Origin of the sequence: Maribacter ulvicola, assembly GCF_900155985.1 — a bacterium.
GTDB classification, from domain to species: domain Bacteria; phylum Bacteroidota; class Bacteroidia; order Flavobacteriales; family Flavobacteriaceae; genus Maribacter; species Maribacter ulvicola.
Genome location: NZ_FTMA01000002.1, coordinates 95,819 through 119,554 on the forward strand (window position 1 = coordinate 95,819; position 23,736 = coordinate 119,554).

Below are 23,736 nucleotides of genomic sequence, written 5' to 3' on the forward strand. Positions count from 1 at the left end.
GTTATTTTTTTAGTTCCAATAGGACAATCTCGGCATCATTTTCTAAAATAACTGTAGAGTTTGCAACTGTAACTTCTGTGTTGGAGTAGCGGTCATACAACTTTGTGCCATCGCCAAAAATACCTTTTACTGATATTGTCTTTTTCCCTTTTGGAAGATTCAGTCCAATAACTACTTTATCTACATAGTCATCTTTAGTGAAATATCTGCTAAAAACGTAGGGCGCTTTGGTAATTCTTTTATGTATACCGGCACCTATAGCTGGGTGGTCATTTCTGAATGTTCCTAGCTTCTGCCAATGGGCTAGCGTTTCCTTTGTTTTGGGCAAGCTGTCCAATTCTTCCCAATTCATAAAGGAGCGTAAGGTAGCATCGCCCTCCGTGCCTTCAATGGTTAAACTACGGGCAGTTTCATCACCATAATATATTTGTGATGCACCAGGGGTTAAAAGTAACACATTGGCAGCCCTTTTAGGATCAGTTCTAGTTTGGTCATAAGGTTGGCCATCGTCATGCGAAGTAAGGTAATTTAAAATACTCTTGTCTTTAAAGGTAGTGTGCAGTAGTTTGCTGTATTTGGAGAAAATAGTTTCATAGTCCTTTTTAGCATCGGTCTTTAGTTCAAAATTGATAAGACTTTTGAATCCGTTATCAAAGTAGTTTACTTTTTTGTCCCCTAGGTCAAATTCTTGTCCGCCAGAAATTCCATAATTATATACTTCACCTACCATATAAAAAGGATTATTATCCAAGACCTTGTCCTTATTTTTCTTTTTCCAAAGTTCAAATGCCAAAGAAGCTTCCTTGTATAATTCTGACCAGGAATTTTCATTAACATGTTTTACAGTGTCCACTCTAAAGCCATCTACTCCGTATTTGTTAACATAGTCCGTAAGCCATTTTATAATATAAAAACGGGGAGCTCTGGGGTAACCTGTTCGGTCAAAAAACAATTCAAGCTCATCTAGCTCTTCGCTTAGTCTGCCTTCGGCTTTCCATTTGGCAAGTAAGGCATCGGGTAAGTTTACTGTAGCATCAGACTCCGTCAATATATCCGGTAGGTTTTCAACCAATGTGCATGCCGTAGTATTGTCATAAGTAGTGAATTCGCAAGTGGGAGAGGTACGTACCCATTCTTCTGGCCATACCGGGTCTTCTGCGGTAACAGGGCCAGTGTGGTTCAAAACAACATCCAACAAAATTCTAATTCCGTTTTCATGAGCTGTTTTTATGAGGATGTCTAAATCTTTATTAGTTCCAAAATTTGGGTCAAGGGCCGTCCAATCTTTTGCCCAATAGCCATGATATCCATACGTATTTCCGGTACCCTCATCTGTAGCTCCATGAATTTGCTCCACTACAGGAGTAAACCAAATAGCATTTACGCCAAGGTCATTGAAATAGCCCTCTTTAATCTTATCGGTAATCCCTTGAATATCTCCACCTAAAAAGCCTCTTAGTTTACCGGTTTCTTTATCACGGTTAAAATTTAGGTCATTATGGGTATTTCCGTTATTGAAACGATCGGTAAGCAGAAAATATACGGTAGCGGCTTCCCATTGAAAATTGGGATTTTTTTTAGGAACTTCTAGTGAATCTTCAACAGGATCAGAAGTCTCTAATTTTTCTTTGCTCTTGGGTTGGCAAGAAATCAATGCTATAAAGAATAGCCCAAATAAGAATACGTTTTTCATTTCCCGGTTATTTACAATAAAACTATAACAAGGATCTCACTTTAAAAAATATTATTTCTTTCTATTGAGAACTTTGTACTCTTCATAACAACTGCTTATGGCGTCCAATATCTGAAGGTCATTAGCCGTGGTGATAAATGATTTGGAATAATTACAATTGTTTAGGATATCTTGAATATCTACTTTTTCTAATTGCAAGAATTCAGTAAGTGTTTCCCTGTCAAATTTAGAAGCAAGTAGATTTCTAATTTCATCATCTTCTCTCATTTGCCTTAGTTTGCGCATTTGCGCAGGTTTCTTTCCAAAGAGGTTTCGTAATAGATCGGCCGGGTTGAGAATGGCGCCTAATACTTTAGTTACGGCACTTGGGTTTTTATTACCGCCTTCATAACTTACGCCTAAGCCAGAAATGCTGTATTGGTAAGCGTTGTTGATAGGTAAATTCTTTACATCTATTTCTAAATAGCCAGTGAGCTGATAAGGTCTAACAATGACTTCCTCTAACGCATATGCTAGTTCTGTCAACGCAATTTCGGTACCTTCAAATTTGAACATATCATTGGTTACCCTTATTTTTTGTGACTTAAAGCCTAAAAAGGAAAAATACAAGGTATCATTAACTGTTGCGGTAATGGAAAACTCGCCTTTCTCGTTGGTTATGGTCCCAAAAACTTGATTTAGGTTTACAACGTGCACACTTTCTAGCGGTTCATCAGATTGTGCATTTATGACAACAGCTTTAAGGCGTTGACCATCTGTTGTTTCTTGAGAGAAACCAATAAATGAAAGTAAGATAAGTGTAAAGAATAAAAAGTTTTTCATTATACTGACAGCGTAATTAGGTTGCAAACAAAACAAAAAAAATACGCCGAAGCGTATTTTTAATATACAATTAACTAAAAGAAATCTCCCTTTCTTTTATTGCTGCGTCTTTTTCCAGAGTTGGGTGAGCTAGATTCGCTACGCTCGCGTCTTCTGCCTTTAGACTCGCGATCGCCGTCTTTTCTACCTCTTCCGCCACGGTCATCATCTCTTCTACCGCCGTTTCTTTTTCCTCTAAAACCGCCACCGCCGCTTCTGCGTTTACCGCCGCCACCGCCAGGGTTTTTGGAAACCTCAACGTTTACAAATCTGCCGTCAACCTTAAAGTCCGTGAATTTATTTAGGATTTGTTGTGTTACTTCAGCCTCTGTGTTAAAGAAAGAAAAGCTCTCTTTTACATCAACTTTGAATACATCTTCTTGTCCTAAGCCTACTGTGTCTCTAATAAAGTCTTTTAAAGACATCCAATCATAACCATCTCTTTCACCAACGTTTACAAAGTAACGAACCGCTCCACTTGTTGGTATTTCAGCTCTATCTCTTCCTTCACCACGATCTCTACCGTTGTCAGAAGAGTTTAAATCTTTGGATTTGTTATAGTAATTAAAGAATCTTGTAAATTCAACAGAAACAATTTTTTTAATTAATTCTTCGCGATCTATACCTTCAAGGACATCATTGATAGCAGGTAGATAAGCATCTACATCTTCATTGATCTCAGTATCTTTAATCTTATTTGCTAAGTGATATAATTGAATCTCACAGATTTCCATTCCCGTAGGAATTTTTTTAACTAGAAATTTCTGATTGATTTTATTTTCAATGGCTCTGATCTTACGTTGTTCACTACGGGTAACAATAACCATAGAAATACCAGATTTACCAGCTCTACCAGTTCTACCGCTACGGTGTGTGTAGGTTTCGATCTCATCTGGTAATTGGTAGTTGATAACGTGTGTAATATCATCAACATCAATACCACGTGCAGCAACATCAGTTGCTACAAGCATTTGAATTTGCTTTTTACGGAAAGAGTTCATTACCAAATCTCTTTGATTTTGACTTAAATCTCCGTGTAATGCACCGGCATTGTATCCGTCTTCAATTAATTTTTCGGCAACTTTTTGAGTATCGCGTTTTGTTCTACAGAAAATAACCGAAAATATATCTGGGTTGGTATCAGCCAATCTCTTTAATGCAGGGTAACGGTCTCTACCACCAACAATATAATATTCGTGTTGTACGGTAGATGCACCAGAATTTTTGGCTCCCACAGTAATTTCTTGTGGCGAGTGCATAAATTTCTTGGCAATAGTTGCAACCTCTCTAGGCATTGTTGCAGAGAACAACCATGTAGATTTATCATTAGGCGTACCAGAAAGAATATCTTTAATATCTTCCATGAAGCCCATATTCAGCATCTCATCTGCCTCATCAAGAACACAATAGTCAATTTTTGAAATATCAACAAGACGCCTGCTGATCATATCTTTCATTCTACCAGGTGTTGCAACAATTATTTGTGCACCTCTCTTAATTTGTCTTGCCTGTTCCGTAATGCTTGCACCGCCATATATGGCAACTACATTGATATTACGTTCGTATTTTGAATACGCTTGCATTTCTTTCGTAATCTGCAGGCAAAGCTCACGGGTAGGTGATAATATTAAACCTTGTGTAGTTCTGCTATCACTATCAATTTTTTGAATTAATGGAAATCCGAATGCGGCGGTTTTACCCGTACCTGTTTGCGCTAGGGCAACTAGATCGGTTTCACTTTCCAATAAAATAGGGATTGCTTTTTCTTGAACTTCTGAAGGGGTTTCAAAACCCATATCAGTAATAGCATCTAATAAGGACTTTTGTAGTCCCAGTGCTTCAAACTTTATCATAAATATGTTATACTAAATCGCAAATATGAATGTTGCATAGAGCGATTATCGTTTATAACCTATTAGACTCGGCGCAACACATGCTATACCAGCGGCGTTAATTAAGCGGCAAAGATACTACGAATAATTGAATCCATATAATTTTAAGTGAAGTAATATTACGGGGCCAATGTATAGCCATATATTGACAGGGAAGTACCTATAATACCAAAGATAACCATTAAGATAATAAGTGCTTTTTGTAGCCTAGGACTGTCATAGATTATTATACATACGGCACCAAGAACAATACATATTTGATAGAATAGTAAAGCGTAATCAAATCTTTTTGTGGCATAATCGTAGGTTTGTGTTAATTGTTCCCATTGTTTAACTCCGGTAATAATACCCATTTCTCCTTCTATATCCTGAGCCCAATTTTCTTTACCAACAAAAGAAGAACCTAAAAGAAGTTCTGTTTTTTCAGATTCATATTTGGTTATTTTTTTTTCAACCTCTGCCACTTTATGTTTAATGGTTGCAATTTTATCGTCTGTAACAATGCCACTTTCTATTAATGCCTTTAAATAGTCAAGTTCACTTTCTTTTAAACTTTCTTTGATACTTTTAGCCTGGTACCAACTAGAGTAGCTTACAACATTGTTGTGGGCGATCATCATTTCTTCTTCTAACTCGCCGTTCACCATTTGTGATATAGCCATAAGAGCGGCAAATAATGCTATTAGTACGCCTCCTATAGCTTCTGCACGTTCTGATGCAACTGATACTTCTACGGTTTCATTATCTTTTTTACCCTGCAGCATGAATACTATTTAAATGTGCTATCAATTTTTTAAATGCCTGTGCCCTGTGGCTTATTTTGTTTTTAATGGATAAAGGTAGTTCGGCAAATGTCTCCTTATATCCATTTGGCTGAAAAATTGGGTCGTAACCAAATCCCTTTTCACCTTTTTTTGTCTGGGTAATGACTCCTTCAATTTTCCCTTCAAATATATGTGTTTTACCATTTAGGTTTAGAGCAATAACTGTTTTGAAGTGAGCGGATCTATCTTTTTTACCTTTAAGGTTGGCCAATAGTTTGTCCATATTGGCGTTAGAATTGTTTTGGGGTCCTGCATAACGGGCAGAGTACACGCCGGGTTCTCCGTTTAGTGAGTTCACCAAGAGCCCTGTATCATCTGCAAAACATGATAATTGATAGTTTTTGGTTACGAAGTTTGCTTTTAGTTTTGCGTTTCCCTCAAGCGTAATTGCGGTTTCGGGTATATCTGTGGTGCAACCTATTGTTTCTAAATTTATGAGTTCTATTTGGGATGGAACCAAAAGTTGAACTTCTTTTAATTTGTTAGGGTTGTGAGTGGCAAATACTAGCTTCATAGGAACAATTTGGAGTCTGGTTTGTCAATTTAAATCATCAAAAGTAGTAATTTTATGAAATGGAGTTAAAAGTACCACCGGTTTTAGTGTTTTTATGTTTTGGATTGATGATGTTCCTATTGGCAGAGTTCCTACCTATTGGTTATTTCGATTTTTTGGGCAGATTGTTATTGGCAAAGCTCTTGATCGGTATTGGTGTTTTCACAGCGCTCTTTGCTTTAGTTCAATTTAGAAAAGTAAAAACGACCATAGATCCTTTAAACCCTGACAAGGCTTCTAATTTAGTGGTAGGCGGAATTTTTAAATTTTCTAGAAACCCTATGTATTTAGCGTTGCTGCTTCTATTGTTGGCGCTAGGTGTTTTTTTAGGTAATGCTTTTAATATACTGATCGCTGCTGGTTTTGTAAGTTATATGAATCGATTTCAGATAATTCCTGAAGAACAAATTCTATTAGGTAAATTTGGGCGTTCCTTCAAAGATTATTGTATATTAACAAGGCGCTGGTTTTGAGTTGATTATGCTTAATGGTATTGCTATATGTGCTAATACTTATATATATTAACTAATTAGCTTATAATTTAATATATTAGCGTTTTAAATAATAATCATGATAGCTATAATTACTGGAGATATTATTAATTCTGAGAATCATCCTAGTGATCAGTGGATGGATCTATTAAAGAATTATTTAAAACAATTTGGTGCATCGCCAATGAATTGGGAGATTTATCGCGGTGATGAATTTCAGTTAAAGCTTACCGAAAAAAATGCATTGTTCACCGCTATTCGCATAAAAGCAATGTTAAAAACTATAAAAGGTTTAGATGTAAGAATGGGTATCGGTATAGGTTTAGAGACCTATGTTGGTACAGGGGTGACTGAATCTAACGGTCCAGCATACCAGCGATCAGGACGTAATTTTGAAACACTAAAGGAGAGTAAGGTAAATCTTAGTATTGCAACCGGAGAAACAGCACATGACCGCACATTGAATTTAATGTTGCGTTTAGCTTTAAATTTTATGGATGATTGGAGCGTTGTTTCTGCAGAAATTGTAACCTTGTCCCTAGATTACCCTCATTACTCACAAAAAGAAATTGCACAGCAGTTGGGTATAAAACAATCTGCCGTAAGTCAGCGTTTAAAAAGAGCAAGATTAGATTTAGTTTTAGATGTATTGTCCTATTACAAAGAATTAATTACCAGTAAATAAATATGTTGATTTTCATAAAACTAGTTTTAGCTCATTTAATTGGAGACTTTGTTTTACAACCTACAAGATGGGTACTTCACAAGCAAGCGAACAAGATAAAATCTAAATTTTTATACGTACATGTGTTATTGCATTTTTCATTGTACATGCTCCTTCTTTGGGATCTATCCCTTTGGAAAATAGCAGTAACGGTAACTATTGCTCATTTTTTCATTGATACACTAAAATTGTATTCAAATGAATTGTTCAAGAATAAAAGTGTTCCGTTTTTCATAGATCAAGTATTGCATATTTTGGTCATTTATGGTTGTGTTTTTTATACCAATTTATATGCTCATACCTTATTGTTGTTCGAAAATTTAGATTGGTACTTGGTAACGGCAATTGTATTTGTAACCTATCCGGCAGCAATTATTATGGGTATGATTTTAGAGGGGATGTCCAATCAGATAGAAACGGATCATAAATCGCTCCCCAATGCAGGTAAGTACATAGGTATTATAGAAAGATTATTTGTTCTAATCTTTATAGTACTTGGTAGATGGGAAGTTATTGGTTTGCTAATAGCTGCAAAATCTGTTTTTAGGTTTAATGATCTTAAAGAACGTAATAATAGAAAATTAACAGAGTATATTTTAATAGGAACTTTAATAAGTTTTGGGCTGGCTATCTTGGCAGGGCTTCTATATATTTCTTAAATAATAGGGCTTTATATGATAAGCGCAGATTAAATGTTTCTTTGAATGCGTTGAAACCCCAAAAAAAATCAATGTTTTGTGGGCTTGCCCCTAGGTTGTTTGTGAAAGCAAATTTCAGTAGGGTGTTTTTTTGCAGGTAATTGGCAGTTATGTGTTTAAGATATGTAAAAGGATGGTGGATGATGTAAAATGTATGAATGTAAATCTGCTTTGGTATGTTGTAAAATAGCAATCTATAGTATTTACCGGTAAGTAGATTTGAACTGAAAATCTGATGTTTTGCTATGCTGAAATAAAAATGGTGCCAATGCTCACGAATTAGGTAATACCATAAAAAAAGATAGTTTTAAAAGAAAGGTTGACTGGGGTAACGTGGTTTAAAAGAGAGTAACCATTTCATTGTCTGTTCTTTAATTTTTGAACTAAAAGATATTGATTTTATCAATTTACATCATTACATAATCTTTTTGTTTTATTTATAGGATATCATATATCAGCATAAATTAAATTTTTACTTTTGCTACTTATTTTAATAACAAAAATTCTTATCCAACCAAAAGAGAATAATGGTAGAAGTTAGTAGAAAATACGTTTTTGATTTTGACAGTACGTTGACTAGGGTAGAAGCATTGGATGTTCTTGCCGAAATGACTTTAGAAGGAAGATCCAACAAAGATGAAGTTATTAAAGAAATTCAGAAAATCACCAACTTAGGAATTGACGGTGATATTTCGTTTACCGAATCTTTGGAACGTCGAATTCAGTTATTACATGCTAAAAAAGAAGATTTAGACGGGTTGGTAGATAATCTTAGAAATAAAATATCTAAGTCTATAGCCGCCAATAAAGATTTTTTTGAAAAGTATGCAGATGATATTTATGTGATATCCTGTGGATTCAAAGAGTTTATTGATCCTATTGTAGAAGAATACAATATACCGTCTGATCGAGTGTATGCAAATACGTTTAAATTCGATGAAGAAGGGAGTATCATCGGTTTCGATGAGAAAAATGTGCTATCTCAGCATAATGGCAAAATAGATTGTCTTAAGCAAATGAACTTGGATGGAGAAGTCCAGGTTATAGGAGATGGTTACAGTGATTATGTAATGCGTGAAGCAGGTATAGCCGACAAGTTTTTTGCATATACCGAAAACGTGCATAGAGAAAAAGCCGCTAATAATGCGGATTATGTTACACCAAGTTTAGATGAATTTTTATTTGTGAACAAGTTGCCAAGAAATATTTCGTATCCAAAGAATAGAATTAAGGTTCTATTATTAGAAAATGTGCACACAGCTGCATTCGATAATTTATCAGAAGACGGTTTTTCCGTTGAATTGATTAAACATAGCTTATCAGAGGAAGAACTGCTAGAAAAAATCAAGGGCGTTCACGTTCTTGGTATTCGTTCTAAAACCCAGGTAACGCAAACAGTTTTAGACGCTGCCGACAAATTATTGGTGGTCGGTGCTTTTTGTATAGGTACCACTCAAATAGATTTAGATGCTGCCAAGAAAAAAGGTGTGGTAGTTTTTAATGCTCCGTACAGCAATACTAGGTCAGTAGTAGAATTGGCAATTGGTGAGATTATTATGTTAATGCGTAGTGTATTTGACCGTAGTAGGGAAATTCATGAAGGGCAATGGCAGAAAACAGCTGCAGGGTCTAGAGAAGTTCGTGGTAAGAACTTGGGCATTGTTGGTTATGGTAATATAGGTAAGCAATTATCAGTTTTGGCAGAAGCCATGGGTATGCGTGTGTATTACTATGATGTAGATGATAAGTTAGCTTTGGGCAATGCGGTAAAATGCAATTCATTAGAAGATTTGTTGAATGTGTCTGATGTGGTAACATTACATATAGATGATAACAAAGCAAACAAGAACTTTATTGGTGAGCGTGAAATACAGCAAATGAAGAAAGGTGCTATGTTGATAAATCTATCTAGAGGTTTCGTTGTAGATATTGATGCTCTGGCAAATGGATTAAAGGAAGGTCATGTTGGTGGTGCCGCAGTAGATGTTTATCCAGATGAGCCACGTAGTAATGGTGAGTTTAAAACAAAATTACAAGGTTTTCCAAATGTAATTTTAACTCCGCATGTGGGTGGTAGTACAGAAGAAGCTCAACGTGATATTGCTGATTTCGTTCCTAATAAAATAATGGATTATATCAATTCCGGTAATACGGTAGATGCAGTTAATTTTCCAAATATCCGTTTGCCAAAACAAAACAAATCACATAGATTCTTACATATACACAAGAATGTGCCGGGTATAATGGCCAAAATAAATAAGGTTTTGGCAGAGTATGAATTAAATATCTCAAGTCAATACCTTTCTACCGATAATGAAGTGGGATATGTAATTACAGATTTGGACAAAGAATATAATAAAGATGTAATCAAGGCTTTAAGAAAAGTTGAAAATACAATCAAATTTAGAGTATTATACTAGTGTACGGTGATCTAATATGAGTCATTACCAGTAAAATCATATAGAATGTGAAGTGCAAGTTAAACGACTTGCACTTTTTTTTTATCCAATTTTCATTGTTTTCTACAACATTTTTAATTCTTAAAAGTTATGGTATTGATACAATTATAGTTTGTAGGAAATATCTCTAATTATGTGGAATAAGATTTTATTGAAATTAAAATCTGGTAAAAGTTTCAATAACTATTATCTGTTGGTTTTTACTGTAATTGTATTGACCATTGTGATACAGTCTATAATACAGTATTCTTTAGCACGACAACGACAAGATGCATTGAGAATAAATGTTGCGGGTAGGCAAAGAATGCTTTCGCAGGCAATTGTTAAGAATGTGTATGAGTGTAGGTTTGGTACATGTGACTATGGTCAGTTGCGTTTGGCAATGACTAAATTATCAAATACAAACACAGCTTTGCAAAAAGGGAATGCAGCAACGGGGATTTTAGAACTTGATAATGATGAAATTCAAAAAAACTTTAATAGTTTACAGCCGCATTTAAATTTCATTTTAGAATCAACAAATGACTTTAGTAATCTAAAATTAATAGATTTAGAGAGATTGTCATCTGAGTCGGACAAATTTCTTTTGATTATGGACGACATTGTCAATCAATTTCAAAAAGCTTCAGAAGAAGATATAAGGGCATTAATGATTGTAGAGTTGGAACTAGCAGTTTTTTCTTTGATTATATTAATAATAGAAATATTTTTCTTTATTAATCCGTCCATAAAAAAGATGGCGATTCAAAATCAGAAATTAAAAGAAATAGCTTGGCATCAAACACACGCCTTTAATTTGCATATGAAAAATATCAAGAACTACCATCGTGTTCTTAAAATTGAAAAAAAAGTGGAGCATAAAGAAGAGCTTATCTCTTTTTTAATGGAAGAACTTGTAGATTTAGAAGGTGTTTCTCAGAATATGGTGAAATCACTTAAAAAGCAAGCATAAGCAGAAATAATGTTTCTTGAGCATTCTAATGATGGTGATAGGGCTCATTTTTTAAAATAGTATATGCCCTATAAATTTGTTCAGTTATAAATAAACGTACCATTTGGTGTGAAAAGGTCATTTTGGATAGGCTTATTTTCCCAGAAGCCTTAGCATATATCTCGTTGCTAAAACCGTAAGGTCCTCCTATTAAAAATACCAATTGCTTTATACCAGAATTCATCTTTTTTTGTAAAAAATTAGAAAACTCAACAGATGTATACTGTTTTCCTTTTTCATCAAAAAGAATTAAAACATCTGTAGAGGCTAGTCTTTTAAGAATAAGTTCTCCTTCTTTGTCTTTTTGCTGATCTTCAGAAAGGTTTTTCGTCTTTTTTAAATCAGGTATGAGTTCAATTTCAAAATTGATATAATGTTGTAATCGCTTTTGATATACCTCAATGAGTTCCTGTAGTTGAGAACTGTCGGTTTTGCCAATGGCTAAAAGTTTTATAGTCATATGTCAAAAGTAAATCAATTTCGCAAATGGATTTGTAATTTAGCAATACAATAGATGATATACATATGATTTCAGAAGAGCAATTTAAAGAAGAGATAACATTGATCATAGCAAATGCCATTCGTGAAGATGTGGGTGATGGTGATCATAGTTCATTGGCATGCATTCCAGATACCGCTACGGGTAAGGCAAAATTGTTGGTAAAAGACGAAGGAATTATTGCTGGGGTAGCTTTTGCTGAACTTGTATTTTATTTTGTTGACCCAAATTTGAAGATAGAAGTATTGATAAAGGACGGTACTCCGGTAAGTCATGGAGATATTGTTTTTTATGTGGAAGGTAGTTCTCAAAGTATATTAAAAGCAGAGCGTTTGGTGTTAAACGCCATGCAGAGAATGAGTGCAATAGCTACAAAAACCAATATGTTCGTTAATCTTTTAAAAGGTACGGGCACAAAGATTTTAGATACTAGAAAAACTACACCAGGTATACGCGCACTAGAAAAATGGGCTGTAAAAATTGGTGGTGGAGAAAACCATAGGTTTGCCTTGTATGATATGATCATGCTTAAGGATAACCATATAGATTTTGCTGGCGGTATTACCAAAGCAATAGATAAGACCAAGAACTATTTAAAAGAAACAGGGCGTGATTTAAAGATTATCGTTGAGGCTAGAAACTTAGAAGAAATCAAAGAAATTTTAGAGTCAGAAGGCGTATATCGTATATTGATCGATAATTTTAATTATGCAGATACGCGCACCGCGGTAAAATTAATAGGTAGTACCTGTTTGACGGAATCTTCTGGTGGTATTAATGAGAAAACAATTCGGGAATATGCAGAATGCGGTGTAGATTATATTTCTTCAGGGGCGTTAACACATTCTGTTTATAATTTAGATCTGAGTTTAAAAGCGGTTTAATGTCTTTAGAGGTCGAAGAAAAGCTAGAAAAGATCCCCATTGTAAACTGGTTGGTCAGGTTGTTAAAACAAATTAGGCTTCCCGGTTTTGAAGGGCTTTCAATTTATGATCTTTTAGAAATGTATGTGCTTGGTATTTTAAGGGGTACATTGTCTACACGTGCCAGTGCTATTGCGTTTAGCTTGTTTATGGCGCTATTTCCGTTATTGATTTTTATGGTGACTTTGGTTCCGTTTTTAGTGTCTTACATCAGTATTGAGCATGGCGATTTTGATGTACAGTTTCAGCTATTTTTAGAATCTTTTTTACCGAGTGCCACGGGTGACTATTTTGGTGATGTGTTTCAGCAAATAAAGGATCAAAAACGAGGAGGCTTGCTTTCATCTGCATTTTTACTGTCCATATTCTTAATTGCCAACGGGGTTAATTCCATATTTGGAGGTTTTGAAACATCATACCATATAGACCTAACACGCCATTTCTTTAGACAATATCTGTATGCTTTAATGGTAGGTCTCATTTTGGCTATTTTAATAATAGTGGGCTTTGTAGCGTATATATACTTTGAATTTTATGTGTTGGGGTATTTATCTGAGTTTGCAGCAAAGCAAGGCGGGTATATTTTGGGTGACGATGAAGTTATTGGTGTTCAAATAGCAAAGGTGCTGTTCTTTATAATTCTGTCGTATTTTACTACCGCGATACTTTATTATTTTGGTACAAGAGAAGGTAAGCAGGCAAAATTTTTTTCTTTTGGGGCATTAATGACCACCACATTGTTTTTATTAACCTCATATCTTTTCGGAATATATGTTGAAAAGTTTGCTAGATACAATGAATTATATGGAGCATTGGGGGGATTATTGATTTTAATGGTCTACATATGGTTAAATTCTAATATATTGCTACTTGGGTTTGAGCTGAATGCCTCCCTTAATACTTTACGTAAAATCACTAAAAAAGAATGATAAATAAAACTGTACAATTAAGTATTCTCTTTATATTTTTTATTTCTATGAACATTTCTGCGCAATCAGTTTTTGGCACATGGAAAACTATTGATGATCGCACCGGTCTGCCCAAGGGTCTAATTGAAATTTATAAAAAAGACGGATTAATGTATGGTAAAGTCGTTAAGATTTTAGAAGACGGACAAGAAAATAGAATCTGTGATAAATGTGACGGAGATTTAAAAGATAAACCGGTAACCGGTATGGAGATTATTACCGGTGGTGAGTTGCATGATGATGGGGAATGGAAAGGAAAGCGATTATTTGATCCAGAACAAGCGATGACGTTTCGTTTTAAAATATGGTTGAATCCAGATAATCCGGATGAGTTGAAAGTCCGTGGTTATTTGGCATTTATCTATAGAACACAAACATGGCTACGGGTGGAAGGGTAACTATGGCAAACTTTATTAATGTAATATTACCAATTCCGTTAGAGAAAAGTTTTACCTATAGTATAACTGCTGAAGAGGCGGCGTTACTGCAACCAGGTATGCGTGTAGCCGTACCTTTTGGTAAATCAAAAATATATACCGGGGTTGTTCAGTGTATTCATCAGAATCCGCCAGAAGTCTATGAGGCAAAGGAAATCCACCAATTATTAGATGATTATCCAATTGTAAATACGACTCAGCTAAAACATTGGGAATGGATTGCTTCTTATTACATGTGTACCTTAGGGGAGGTAGTGCGTAGTGCCTTGCCTGGAGCATTTTTATTGGAGAGTGAAACATTGGTGCTTCGTAATAGAGAATATGAAATAGACGAAAACACCCTCTTGGACGATGAATTTTTGGTGTTTGAAGCTTTGCAGCATCAAACGATCTTAAAGGTACAAGAGGTTTCTGCAATTGTAGAGCGTAAAAATGTATTGCCAATTCTTCAACGATTATTAGAGAAAAAAGTAATCGTTTTAAAAGAAGAGGTGTATGAGCAATACAAGCCAAAGTTGGTCAGGTACGTAAAGTTGGGTACAGAACACGCATCAGATGAAAAGTTAGAGGAGCTTCTAAAAACTTTGACCAGGGCACCAAAGCAAAGTCAAGTAGTACTTACATTATTTCAATTACAAGGTAAAAGTCAGCACCCAATAAAAGTTTCTGAATTAGAAGCATCTAGCAATACCTCTAAAGCGGTTATAAAATCACTTGTAGACAAAGGAATTTTAGAGGAGTATTTTATAAAGACCGATCGGGTCAATTATGATGGTGATGCAGATAATTCAGAAACTAAAGATTTAAATGAATATCAAAAGGCTGCGCTAGTAGATATTAAGGCTTCGTTCCAAACAGGAAAAGTAACCTTGTTGAAAGGGGTGACATCTTCAGGTAAGACCGAGGTGTATGTAAAATTAATAGAAGAATGTTTGGAAAAAGGTTTACAAGCATTGTATTTATTGCCAGAAATAGCTTTGACAACACAGCTAATAAGTAGGCTTCAAGAGTATTTTGGTGAGAAAATAGCTATTTACCATTCTAAGTATAATGTGCAAGAACGTGTAGAGGTTTGGCAAAATGTTTTACAGGAAAAACCTAAAGCACAATTGGTCATAGGGGCTAGATCGGCAATGTACTTGCCCTTTAGTAAATTAGGTTTGGTCATTGTAGATGAGGAGCATGAGAGTTCTTTTAAACAATTTGATCCGGCGCCAAGATATCACGCCAGAGATGCAGCAGTAGTTTTAGGACATTTACATAAGGCGAATATTCTATTGGGTTCTGCGACACCAAGTGTAGAGAGTTACCATAATGCACAAACAGGTAAATATGGGTTTGCTGAAATAACAAGGCGCTATGGTAATGTGCTGATGCCGGAGATGGAATTGGTAGATATCAAAGAAGCTTCTAGAAAAAGAAAGATGAAAGGTCATTTTTCTGAACGTCTTTTTATGGAAATGGAAGAGACGCTACAAGAAGGTGCGCAAATTATACTTTTTCAGAATAGAAGAGGTTTTGCTCCATTAATGGAATGTTTAACATGTGGTCATACGCCACAATGCCTTAATTGTGATGTAAGTTTAACCTATCACCAATATAGAAATCAATTACGTTGCCACTATTGTGGGCACCATACCGCATTGCCAGAAATATGTTTTGCATGTGGTAGTCCAGATTTAGATACCAAGGGTTTTGGTACGGAACAAATAGAGAAAGAAGTATCTGGTTTATTTCCTGAAGCCAAAGTAGGTAGAATGGATTTAGATACTACCAGGGGCAAGCATGGCTACGAAAAGATAATCACGGCATTTGAGCAAAAGGAATTGGATATTTTGGTAGGAACGCAAATGTTGACCAAAGGACTGGATTTTAGAAACGTGAATTTGGTAGGTGTAATGAATGCAGATTCATTATTAAACTTTCCAGATTATCGTGCTCATGAAAGAACATATCAATTGTTAACACAAGTAGCGGGTAGGGCAGGACGTACCAAAAAAAGAGGTCGTGTAATTATACAGACGTATAATCCGTATCATCAGATATTGAAGCAAGTGACCACAAGTGATTATAAAGGTATGTATACAGAGCAGTTATATGAAAGGGAGCAATTTAAATATCCGCCGGTCAATAGAATTATCAAAGTAACCTTTAAGCATAAAAACTACCAAGTACTAAATGAAGCCGCAGATTGGTTTGCCGGTGCATTGCGTACTAATTTTGGTGGTACCGTTTTAGGACCTGAATATCCGCCTGTTGCGAGAATCAGAAATCAGTATTTAAAACATATTGTAATTAAAATTAGAAAAGCACATTCTCTTGCGCAGACTAAAGCTAATATTAGGCGAATAGAAAAGACGTTTAAAGCTGTGGCTATGTTTAGAAGTGTTAGGGTAATATATAATGTAGATCATATATAAATTTAAAAAAGACCGCTATTAAGCGGTCTTTTTTTAAAGTAAAATTATGCCATATATTATACGTTACTTAGCGCTTCGGCTAGTTCTGTCTTTTTGTTTCTACTGAGTGGAATAGATCTACCACTAACTTCAACATTTTTACTGTTGAATTTTTCAACCTTTTCTAGGTTAATGATATATGATTTGTGAATTCTTAAAAATTTATCTTGAGGCAATTGCTTTTCAAAAGACTTCATTGTTGATAAGATAACGATATTAGCTTCGTCGGTTACTAGTTTTATATAGTCGCCAAGTGCTTCTATCCACTTAATATCATTCAAAATAACCTTTCTTTTCTTAAGGTTGCTCTTAACAAAAATATGCTCTTCATCTTCGTTGACTCTGTGCAGTTGTTCATAATTTGCTACGGCTCTTTTAACAGACGCGTCAAAACGTGCCATGGTAATGGGCTTGTGCAAATAATCTGTTACATCATAGTCAAATGCTTTAAGTGCATAATCTGGTTTACCGGTAATTAAAATTACCTGAGGACTGTTTTCTAGGGACTCCAGTAGGTCGAATCCTGTAATGATTGGCATCTCAACATCAAGAAAAATAAGATCGATTTCATGGTTCTTGATTCCGTTTTTAGCCTCAATAGCATTACTGTACTCAGCTACCATGGTTAAATTGGGATGATTGTTTACCAACTTGGCAACGGCCATCCTTTGCATAGATGAGTCGTCAACGATGATACTTCTTAACTTCATAAGGGTTGATTTGTGGGGTTAAATCATCGACAAAGAACAGGAAAAACAAGCTGAACTGCAACAAAAGATGTGAACAATGCACTGTTGATCGTGTAATTGGTAATGATGATATATTTAAGATTTGGTCTAATTTTAACGTTGTTACCCTTCAATAACGAAGAATATTCGTATTTCTTATATTTATTTTAAAAAAATATCTATTTTTGCACTCCTTAAAAACAATTATAATATGAACCATTACGAAACTGTTTTCATTTTGAATCCCGTTCTATCTGATGTTCAGATAGAGGAAACAGTTAAGAAATTCGAAGATTTCTTAATTAACAATGGCGCCAAAATGGTAGCTAAAGAGAATTGGGGGCTAAAGAAATTAGCTTATCCTATTCAAAACAAAAAAAGTGGATTTTACCACTTGTTTGAATTCACTAACTCTGGTGAGGTAGTAACACCTTATGAGCAAGAGTTTAGAAGAGATGAACGTGTTATGCGTTTCTTGACCGTTAAATTGGACAAGCACGCTGTTGCATGGGCAGAAAAAAGAAGAACAAGAAACAAAACCGCTAAAGCTTAAGTATTATGGCAACATTACAACAACAGGCAAAAGGAAAGAAAGATGGAGAGATCAGGTATCTAACTCCGTTGAACATTGAAACCAACACTAAGAAGAAGTATTGTCGTTTTAAAAAATCTGGTATTAAGTACGTAGATTATAAAGATGCTGATTTTTTATTGAAGTTGGTAAACGAGCAGGGTAAATTATTACCTAGAAGACTTACTGGAACTTCATTGAAGTATCAAAGAAAAGTGGCACAAGCCGTAAAAAGAGCTCGTCATTTGGCGTTAATGCCATATGTTGCTGATTTATTAAAATAATAAGAAAAGAATCATGGAGCTTATATTAAAAGAAGACGTACAAAATTTAGGTTTTAAAGACGATGTAGTAAATGTTAAGAACGGTTACGGAAGAAACTTCCTTATACCTCAAGGCTTAGCTACTATGGCTACTGTTTCTGCTAAAAAAGTTTTAGCTGAGAATTTAAAGCAAAGAGCACATAAAGATAAAAAAGTTGTTGACGCTGCTAAGAAAGTAGAAGAAGCGTTAAAAGCTTTAGAGTTAAAAATTACTGCTAAGACAGGTGCTGCCGATAAATTATTCGGTTCTGTTACTAATGGTGATTTAGCTGATGCAATTGCAAAAGAAGGTCATTCAATTGACAAAAAATTCATTAGCATTCAAGGTGGGGCAGTTAAAAGAACTGGACCTTACAATGCACAGATTAGATTACACCGTGAGGTGATTGTTGATTTTGGTTTCGAAGTAGTTGGAGAACAAAAATAATTAATTACTTGCGTTTAAAATTAAAAAGAGCTATGTAAACATAGCTCTTTTTTTTATTGGTATTTTTGTTAGAGAACCCATAAATAACTCAAAACCAATAAAAATGAAGAACAAAATGTTTTTTCAAGTACTGTTGTTACTTTTCATAAGTGCAACTTATGGTCAGGTTACCACATCTAATATTAGAGGTTTGGTAATGGATGACCAAAACCAACCACTTTTTGGCGCAAATATTGTCGCTGTCCACACACCAACAGGTACAAAATACGGGGCAATTACCAATGAGGATGGTAGGTTTAACCTGCTTAACCTTCGAGTTGGAGGTCCTTACCGTGTTGAAATTTCTTATGTAGGCTTTAAGCCTTACAAACTTACCGATGTTAATTTGTCATTAGGGCAAACGTTCAATGTAGATATCAAATTGGCAAGTGAAAGTCAGGCATTGGACGAAGTTACTGTAGTCTCTGATCGTTCAGGTACGTTTAGTAGTGACCGTACAGGAGCTGAGACCAGTGTTGGTAGAAGAGAATTAACGCGCTTACCTACTATCTCACGTTCAGCACAAGATTTTACGCGTTTAGAGCCAACGGCAAGTGGTAATTCTTTTGGCGGTAGAAATGATCAGTTCAATAACTTTTCTTTGGACGGTGCAATTTTTAATAACCCTTTTGGCTTAGATGCGGCAACACCCGGTGGACAGACAGATTCGCAACCAATTTCTTTAGATGCAATTGAGCAAATTCAAGTATCTACAGCGCCATATGATGTTACACAATCTGGTTTTACGGGAGCTTCTGTAAACGCTGTAACCAAAAGTGGTTCTAATGAATTTCATGGAACGGTTTACGGTTTTTTCAGAAATGAAGATATGACCGGTGGTAAAATTAAAGGTGACGATATTGTTAAGCCTAAATTAGATCAAAGTCAATACGGGGTAAGTATCGGCGGACCAATTATAAAAAACAAATTATTTTTCTTTGCGAATTTTGAAAGAGATGAACGTACAGATTTAGGCACGAACGGATGGGTACCTAATACAGGCTCAGGTGCAATTAATGAATCTAGAGTATTGGAAAGTGATTTAATCGCTGTTAGAGATCAGTTGCTGGCCGTTGGTTATGATCCAGGTGCCTATGAAGGTTATACGCATGATGCAGAATCTACAAAAGGTCTTTTTAAATTAGATTGGAATATTAATGATAACAACCGTTTGGCGGTGATATATAATTTTTTGAACGCTTCTAAACAGAAGCCTGCCCATCCTACGGCAATACAGTTTAGAGGCCCTAATGCAAATACATTACAATTTCAGAATTCTGGATATGAGCAAAACAATGAGCTTAAATCGGTACAAGTAGAATTGAATTCCACATTGTCAGAAACAGCTTCAAACAAACTTCAGGTGGGGTATACTCATTTTAATGACTATAGAAATCCGTTTTCTTCTCCTGCTCCTTCTATTAATATCGCCAAAGATGGGTCTAACTATATTATAGCGGGTCATGAGCCATTTTCTGCAAATAATAGGCTTGATCAGAAAGTACTTCAAATTACCAACAACTTAAATTTTTATAAAGGAGACCATACCTATACAGTAGGTTTTTCTTTAGAGAAATTTATGTTTGATAATTCGTTTAACCTTACGGCGTATGGATTTTCTAAATTTGGCAGTGTAGATATTGCAGATTTTGATGCGTCTACATATGATTTTGCGGGTCCGCAAGCTACGTTTAATGCTAATAACGCCGTTCCTGACGGAGAAGGTTGGGCATTAGCAGAAACCAACGTAGGTCAATTGGCATTTTACGTACAAGATGAATGGAATGTAAACGAGAAATTAAAATTAACCTATGGTATTCGTTTTGATAAGCCATTATTTTTTGACTCTGCAGAGAAAGCACAAGATGTTATTGATAGAGGTTTTGTTATTGCTGATCGGCCTTATGAAAACCCTAACACGGGCAAAACTGTATTTATAGATAATACCCAATTGCCAACTAATGATTGGTTGATTTCACCAAGAGTTGGTTTCAATTATGATGTTTATGGAGATAGATCTTTGCAATTACGTGGTGGTTCCGGTATATTTACCGGTCGTTTTCCATTTGTATGGTTAGGAAACCAAATTGCCAATCCTGATGTGTTTTTCTTGCAAGCCGTTGATCCAGATTATAAGTTTCCTCAGGTTTGGAGAACCAATTTAGGTGCAGATAAGCGTTTAGATAACGGTATGGTGCTTACGGCAGATGTATCGTATACTAAAGATATCAATGGACCACACGTTCAAAACTGGGCAATTACTTCACCTTCCGCTAATTTATCAGGCGTAGATAATAGAGCAATTTATACCTCGGACGACTTGTTAAACTCTGAAGGGTTTGGTGCAGGGCCTTTTGTATTTACAAACTCGGATAAGGGTAGAATATGGAATGCATCTCTCAAAGCACAAAAAACATTCGACAATGGTTTATATGCCATGTTAGCGTATAGTTATTTAGATGCTAAGGACGTGAACTCTATTGAAGCTGAGATCACATCAGATGCTTTTGCCGGAAACCCTATTGTAAATGATGTCAATGCAGATGTGTTGGCGCATTCTAAGTACGGTGATAATCATAGGTTCATTGGTGTAGCTAGTAAAAATTGGGAATATGGTAACGGTAAATGGGCAACCACCCTTTCTACGTTTTTTGAATATGCGCAAGGGGGTAGATTTAACTATACTTATGGAGGTGATATTAATGGGGATGGTTCTAGTATAAACGACCTTATTTATGTACCTACATCTGCAGAAATTAATCAGATGCAATTTGCAGGTGCTGGTCAAGGAGCTGCTTTGGATACTTACATAGCACAAGATGATTATTTAAGTGACCGCAGAGGGCAGTACGCTGAACGTTACGGAGCTTTAGCACCATGGAGAGGTAGATGGGATGTTAAGTTCTTGCAAGATTATAAAATCAACGTAGCAAAGGGGAAAACCAATATTATTCAATTTAGTGCTGATGTGTTGAATATTGGAAATTTAATCAGTTCTGATTGGGGCTTGGTGCAACAACCAAATAATGTTCAACCCGTTGGTGTAACAGTAGATCCAAGTACAAATGTACCTACGTATACCTTTAATCCAGATTTGATTGAAACGTTTGGCTATGATGCTAGCTTGTTATCTAGATGGCAGGCACAAGTAGGATTGAGGTATATCTTCTAAGATTGTAAAATTAAGTTGTAAAAGCCCTAGCAAATATGTTAGGGCTTTTTATTTTTGCAAAATGAAATATACGAGGCTAACAAAAGAACAATTAGAGGAACTGCATCCAGAATTTATTAATTTTTTGGCGACACAGTCTATAACCGGTGATGAGTGGGATGCCCTAAAAAAGGATAAACCAAAAGTAGCAGAAGAAGAACTAGATGTTTTTAGTGATTTGGTATGGGAGGGTGTATTGACCAAAGTTTCTTATTTGGAGAATATTTCAGACAAGCAAATGCATCTTTTTCATTTGACCGATAAAGAGATGAAATTGATCTCGGTAAAGGTGATGAATCCAGAAATTGATTTGACCACTACTGTTGGTTTTGACTGGTTCAAAAGAAATTGGCAATCAGATTTTGTAGAATATTTGACCGCTGCAAAAGCGTATACAGACGATAAAAATGTAGATAAGTTTTCGTTGCTTCAGCAAGGTGCGGTTATTACAAAAGGAGAATTGTACAAATGGTTCGAAAAAGTAATCGTTACCAAATAAAACACTAAAAATCTAAAATCCATACTACTAAAATATGGCCTTACTTTATGGAAGGTTATATTTGTAATTCAATATAAAAATTAATGGCACAGAAACCATCTATACCAAAAGGTACCCGAGATTTTAATCCATCAGAAATTGCAAAGCGTAATTATATCTTTGATATCATCAAGAAGAACTTTCAGACCTATGGTTTTCAGCCTATTGAAACTCCTTCCTTTGAGAACTCTGATACTTTATTGGGTAAGTATGGAGAAGAAGGTGATCGTCTGATTTTTAAAATATTGAATTCTGGTGATTTTATACGTAAGGTGGATGATGCTACGTATGCAGATAAAAATTCAGCTACAATAGCACCTAGAATTACAGAAAAAGCATTGCGTTATGATCTAACGGTACCATTTGCGCGCTACGTGGTAATGCACCAAAACGAGATAGATTTTCCTTTTAAGCGCTATCAAATTCAACCGGTATGGAGAGCGGATAGGCCGCAAAAGGGTAGATTCAGAGAATTTTTTCAATGTGATGCAGATGTTGTCGGATCCAATTCCTTATTACAAGAAGTAGAATTAATTCAGCTGTATGATGCCGTATTTTCTGAATTAAAATTGGAAGGTGCAACCATAAAGATGAACAATAGAAAAATCTTGGCAGGTATAGCAGAAGTTATCGGGGCTAAAGATTTATTGATAGATTTTACCGTGGCACTAGACAAGCTAGATAAAATAGGGGAGGACGGAGTTAAAAAAGAAATGCTGGCTAAAGGTATTACTGCCGAAGCTATAGAAAAAGCCACTCCGTTATTTTTACCACAAGGCAGCAATGAAGAACAATTAGAGCGTTTAGACGCATTGTTAAAAGATTCTGAGGAAGGTAAAAAAGGACTGGAAGAGCTTCGTTTTATTCTAGAGACAGTTTCTACATTAGGGCTTCAATCTGCTAAATTGTCAATAGATGTTACCCTTGCACGTGGATTGAACTATTATACAGGTGCCATTTTTGAAGTGGCGGCACCAGAAGGTGTAAAAATGGGATCCATAGGTGGTGGTGGTCGTTATGATGACCTTACCGGTATTTTTGGTTTAAAGAATGTAAGTGGTGTAGGTATTTCATTTGGCCTTGATCGTATTTATTTGGTTTTGGAAGATTTAGGACTCTTCCCAGAGGCAATTGATCGATCCCTTCAAGTATTGTGTGTTAATTTTGGGGATAAAGAAGCCATGGCAGCCTTAAAATTGGTAAGTCAACTGCGTAAATCTGGCGTTAAAGCTGATATGTACCCATCTAATGCCAAGATGCAAAAGCAAATGAAATATGCCAATAATCGCAATGTTCCTTATGTCATTTTAATAGGCGAACAGGAGTTGGAAAATAATTCGTTTGTTGTTAAAAACATGAAAGAAGGCTCACAAAAAGAGTACAGTTTAAACAAGGTTTCAGATTTTGTAAGCTATTTAAGCTAAGTG

General features: G+C 35.5%; 22 protein-coding genes. 15 read left to right on the forward strand and 7 right to left on the reverse strand.

Translation table 11 applies throughout. The annotated features are described in order from the left end of the window. Nucleotide 1 precedes the first annotated feature (1 nt). From BW936_RS09075 to BW936_RS09095, 5 genes are all read right to left on the reverse strand, one after another. Complete coding sequence (locus BW936_RS09075) at nucleotides 2-1,693, reverse strand: alpha-amylase family glycosyl hydrolase (RefSeq protein ID WP_076548081.1); 1,692 nt, start codon at nucleotides 1,691-1,693, stop codon at nucleotides 2-4. Nucleotides 1,694-1,744: 51 nt separating this feature from the next. After that, complete coding sequence (locus BW936_RS09080) at nucleotides 1,745-2,515, reverse strand: carboxypeptidase-like regulatory domain-containing protein (RefSeq protein WP_076548082.1); 771 nt, start codon at nucleotides 2,513-2,515, stop codon at nucleotides 1,745-1,747. 74 nt (nucleotides 2,516-2,589) lie between these two features. Then, nucleotides 2,590-4,407 carry a DEAD/DEAH box helicase gene (locus BW936_RS09085; protein ID WP_076548083.1) on the reverse strand — a complete coding sequence of 606 codons (1,818 nt, stop codon included), beginning with the start codon at nucleotides 4,405-4,407 and terminating at the stop codon, nucleotides 2,590-2,592. 158 nt (nucleotides 4,408-4,565) lie between these two features. Further along, entirely contained in the window at nucleotides 4,566-5,210 is a 645-nt protein-coding gene (locus tag BW936_RS09090; RefSeq protein WP_076548084.1) for a DUF4337 domain-containing protein, read from the reverse strand. Continuing rightward, on the reverse strand, nucleotides 5,197-5,784 hold the full coding sequence (locus tag BW936_RS09095) for a non-canonical purine NTP diphosphatase (RefSeq protein WP_076548085.1): 588 nt from the start codon (nucleotides 5,782-5,784) through the stop codon (nucleotides 5,197-5,199). The genes BW936_RS09090 and BW936_RS09095 overlap by 14 nt, the downstream gene beginning before the upstream one ends. A gap of 59 nt (nucleotides 5,785-5,843) precedes the next feature. Here BW936_RS09095 and BW936_RS09100 point away from each other — a divergent pair, with 59 nt between their 5' ends. The 5 genes from BW936_RS09100 to BW936_RS09120 all read left to right on the forward strand — a co-directional run bounded on the left by BW936_RS09100 (nucleotide 5,844) and on the right by BW936_RS09120 (nucleotide 11,147). Beyond that, complete coding sequence (locus BW936_RS09100) at nucleotides 5,844-6,296, forward strand: methyltransferase family protein (RefSeq protein WP_076548086.1); 453 nt, start codon at nucleotides 5,844-5,846, stop codon at nucleotides 6,294-6,296. A 97-nt stretch (nucleotides 6,297-6,393) separates the two neighbouring features. Then, nucleotides 6,394-6,999: a SatD family protein gene (locus BW936_RS09105; RefSeq protein ID WP_076548087.1), complete on the forward strand. Its 606-nt coding sequence runs from the start codon at nucleotides 6,394-6,396 to the stop codon at nucleotides 6,997-6,999. Nucleotides 7,000-7,001: 2 nt separating this feature from the next. Then, on the forward strand, nucleotides 7,002-7,697 hold the full coding sequence (locus tag BW936_RS09110) for a DUF3307 domain-containing protein (RefSeq protein WP_076548088.1): 696 nt from the start codon (nucleotides 7,002-7,004) through the stop codon (nucleotides 7,695-7,697). Between the two features lie 566 nt (nucleotides 7,698-8,263). Then, complete coding sequence (gene serA, locus BW936_RS09115; protein ID WP_076548089.1) at nucleotides 8,264-10,156, forward strand: phosphoglycerate dehydrogenase; 1,893 nt, start codon at nucleotides 8,264-8,266, stop codon at nucleotides 10,154-10,156. Nucleotides 10,157-10,328: 172 nt separating this feature from the next. Next, a complete protein-coding gene (locus tag BW936_RS09120; RefSeq protein ID WP_076548090.1) occupies nucleotides 10,329-11,147 on the forward strand; it encodes a type IV pili methyl-accepting chemotaxis transducer N-terminal domain-containing protein in 819 nt (272 codons plus the stop codon). Nucleotides 11,148-11,172: 25 nt separating this feature from the next. Here the strand turns inward: BW936_RS09120 and rlmH are convergent, their stop codons facing one another. Then, nucleotides 11,173-11,646, reverse strand: a complete 474-nt coding sequence (rlmH, locus tag BW936_RS09125; RefSeq protein WP_076548091.1) for a 23S rRNA (pseudouridine(1915)-N(3))-methyltransferase RlmH — start codon at nucleotides 11,644-11,646, stop codon at nucleotides 11,173-11,175. A gap of 65 nt (nucleotides 11,647-11,711) precedes the next feature. Between rlmH and nadC the strand changes: the two genes are divergently transcribed. From nadC to priA, 4 genes are read left to right on the forward strand one after another with little or no spacing between them, the layout of a single operon-like run. Continuing rightward, the gene (nadC, locus tag BW936_RS09130; protein ID WP_076548092.1) at nucleotides 11,712-12,569 is read left to right on the forward strand and encodes a carboxylating nicotinate-nucleotide diphosphorylase; all 858 of its coding nucleotides are present in this window, start codon (nucleotides 11,712-11,714) and stop codon (nucleotides 12,567-12,569) included. Continuing rightward, nucleotides 12,569-13,537, forward strand: a complete 969-nt coding sequence (locus BW936_RS09135) for a YihY/virulence factor BrkB family protein (RefSeq protein ID WP_076548093.1) — start codon at nucleotides 12,569-12,571, stop codon at nucleotides 13,535-13,537. Before nadC ends, BW936_RS09135 begins: the two co-directional genes overlap by 1 nt. Then, nucleotides 13,534-13,974, forward strand: coding sequence for a DUF2147 domain-containing protein (locus BW936_RS09140; RefSeq protein WP_076548094.1), 441 nt, complete (start codon nucleotides 13,534-13,536; stop codon nucleotides 13,972-13,974). Before BW936_RS09135 ends, BW936_RS09140 begins: the two co-directional genes overlap by 4 nt. 2 nt (nucleotides 13,975-13,976) lie before the next feature. Beyond that, a complete protein-coding gene (priA, locus tag BW936_RS09145; RefSeq protein ID WP_076548390.1) occupies nucleotides 13,977-16,433 on the forward strand; it encodes a replication restart helicase PriA in 2,457 nt (818 codons plus the stop codon). Nucleotides 16,434-16,489: 56 nt separating this feature from the next. Here the strand turns inward: priA and BW936_RS09150 are convergent, their stop codons facing one another. After that, complete coding sequence (locus BW936_RS09150; protein WP_076548095.1) at nucleotides 16,490-17,182, reverse strand: LytR/AlgR family response regulator transcription factor; 693 nt, start codon at nucleotides 17,180-17,182, stop codon at nucleotides 16,490-16,492. A gap of 229 nt (nucleotides 17,183-17,411) precedes the next feature. On the opposite strand from BW936_RS09150, the gene rpsF reads away from it, so the two are divergent. From rpsF to hisS, 6 genes are all read left to right on the forward strand, one after another. Beyond that, complete coding sequence (rpsF, locus tag BW936_RS09155) at nucleotides 17,412-17,753, forward strand: 30S ribosomal protein S6 (protein ID WP_076548096.1); 342 nt, start codon at nucleotides 17,412-17,414, stop codon at nucleotides 17,751-17,753. A gap of 5 nt (nucleotides 17,754-17,758) precedes the next feature. After that, nucleotides 17,759-18,055, forward strand: coding sequence for a 30S ribosomal protein S18 (rpsR, locus tag BW936_RS09160; protein WP_027067300.1), 297 nt, complete (start codon nucleotides 17,759-17,761; stop codon nucleotides 18,053-18,055). Between the two features lie 13 nt (nucleotides 18,056-18,068). Beyond that, nucleotides 18,069-18,521, forward strand: a complete 453-nt coding sequence (rplI, locus tag BW936_RS09165; protein WP_076548097.1) for a 50S ribosomal protein L9 — start codon at nucleotides 18,069-18,071, stop codon at nucleotides 18,519-18,521. Nucleotides 18,522-18,624: 103 nt separating this feature from the next. Continuing rightward, the gene (locus tag BW936_RS09170) at nucleotides 18,625-21,732 is read left to right on the forward strand and encodes a TonB-dependent receptor (RefSeq protein WP_076548098.1); all 3,108 of its coding nucleotides are present in this window, start codon (nucleotides 18,625-18,627) and stop codon (nucleotides 21,730-21,732) included. A gap of 61 nt (nucleotides 21,733-21,793) precedes the next feature. Then, nucleotides 21,794-22,270 carry a DUF6495 family protein gene (locus tag BW936_RS09175; RefSeq protein WP_076548099.1) on the forward strand — a complete coding sequence of 159 codons (477 nt, stop codon included), beginning with the start codon at nucleotides 21,794-21,796 and terminating at the stop codon, nucleotides 22,268-22,270. A gap of 83 nt (nucleotides 22,271-22,353) precedes the next feature. Further along, nucleotides 22,354-23,733 carry a histidine--tRNA ligase gene (hisS, locus tag BW936_RS09180; protein ID WP_076548100.1) on the forward strand — a complete coding sequence of 460 codons (1,380 nt, stop codon included), beginning with the start codon at nucleotides 22,354-22,356 and terminating at the stop codon, nucleotides 23,731-23,733. The last annotated feature ends 3 nt before the right edge of the window (nucleotides 23,734-23,736 follow it).

Coding starts and splice junctions, on each gene's coding strand:
- BW936_RS09075 (WP_076548081.1), bottom strand. CDS start 1,693: ATGAAAAACGTATTCTTATTTGGGCTATTCTTTATAGCATTGATTTCT.
- BW936_RS09080 (WP_076548082.1), bottom strand. CDS start 2,515: ATGAAAAACTTTTTATTCTTTACACTTATCTTACTTTCATTTATTGGT.
- BW936_RS09085 (WP_076548083.1), bottom strand. CDS start 4,407: ATGATAAAGTTTGAAGCACTGGGACTACAAAAGTCCTTATTAGATGCT.
- BW936_RS09090 (WP_076548084.1), bottom strand. CDS start 5,210: ATGCTGCAGGGTAAAAAAGATAATGAAACCGTAGAAGTATCAGTTGCA.
- BW936_RS09095 (WP_076548085.1), bottom strand. CDS start 5,784: ATGAAGCTAGTATTTGCCACTCACAACCCTAACAAATTAAAAGAAGTT.
- BW936_RS09100 (WP_076548086.1), top strand. CDS start 5,844: ATGGAGTTAAAAGTACCACCGGTTTTAGTGTTTTTATGTTTTGGATTG.
- BW936_RS09105 (WP_076548087.1), top strand. CDS start 6,394: ATGATAGCTATAATTACTGGAGATATTATTAATTCTGAGAATCATCCT.
- BW936_RS09110 (WP_076548088.1), top strand. CDS start 7,002: ATGTTGATTTTCATAAAACTAGTTTTAGCTCATTTAATTGGAGACTTT.
- serA (WP_076548089.1), top strand. CDS start 8,264: ATGGTAGAAGTTAGTAGAAAATACGTTTTTGATTTTGACAGTACGTTG.
- BW936_RS09120 (WP_076548090.1), top strand. CDS start 10,329: ATGTGGAATAAGATTTTATTGAAATTAAAATCTGGTAAAAGTTTCAAT.
- rlmH (WP_076548091.1), bottom strand. CDS start 11,646: ATGACTATAAAACTTTTAGCCATTGGCAAAACCGACAGTTCTCAACTA.
- nadC (WP_076548092.1), top strand. CDS start 11,712: ATGATTTCAGAAGAGCAATTTAAAGAAGAGATAACATTGATCATAGCA.
- BW936_RS09135 (WP_076548093.1), top strand. CDS start 12,569: ATGTCTTTAGAGGTCGAAGAAAAGCTAGAAAAGATCCCCATTGTAAAC.
- BW936_RS09140 (WP_076548094.1), top strand. CDS start 13,534: ATGATAAATAAAACTGTACAATTAAGTATTCTCTTTATATTTTTTATT.
- priA (WP_076548390.1), top strand. CDS start 13,977: ATGGCAAACTTTATTAATGTAATATTACCAATTCCGTTAGAGAAAAGT.
- BW936_RS09150 (WP_076548095.1), bottom strand. CDS start 17,182: ATGAAGTTAAGAAGTATCATCGTTGACGACTCATCTATGCAAAGGATG.
- rpsF (WP_076548096.1), top strand. CDS start 17,412: ATGAACCATTACGAAACTGTTTTCATTTTGAATCCCGTTCTATCTGAT.
- rpsR (WP_027067300.1), top strand. CDS start 17,759: ATGGCAACATTACAACAACAGGCAAAAGGAAAGAAAGATGGAGAGATC.
- rplI (WP_076548097.1), top strand. CDS start 18,069: ATGGAGCTTATATTAAAAGAAGACGTACAAAATTTAGGTTTTAAAGAC.
- BW936_RS09170 (WP_076548098.1), top strand. CDS start 18,625: ATGAAGAACAAAATGTTTTTTCAAGTACTGTTGTTACTTTTCATAAGT.
- BW936_RS09175 (WP_076548099.1), top strand. CDS start 21,794: ATGAAATATACGAGGCTAACAAAAGAACAATTAGAGGAACTGCATCCA.
- hisS (WP_076548100.1), top strand. CDS start 22,354: ATGGCACAGAAACCATCTATACCAAAAGGTACCCGAGATTTTAATCCA.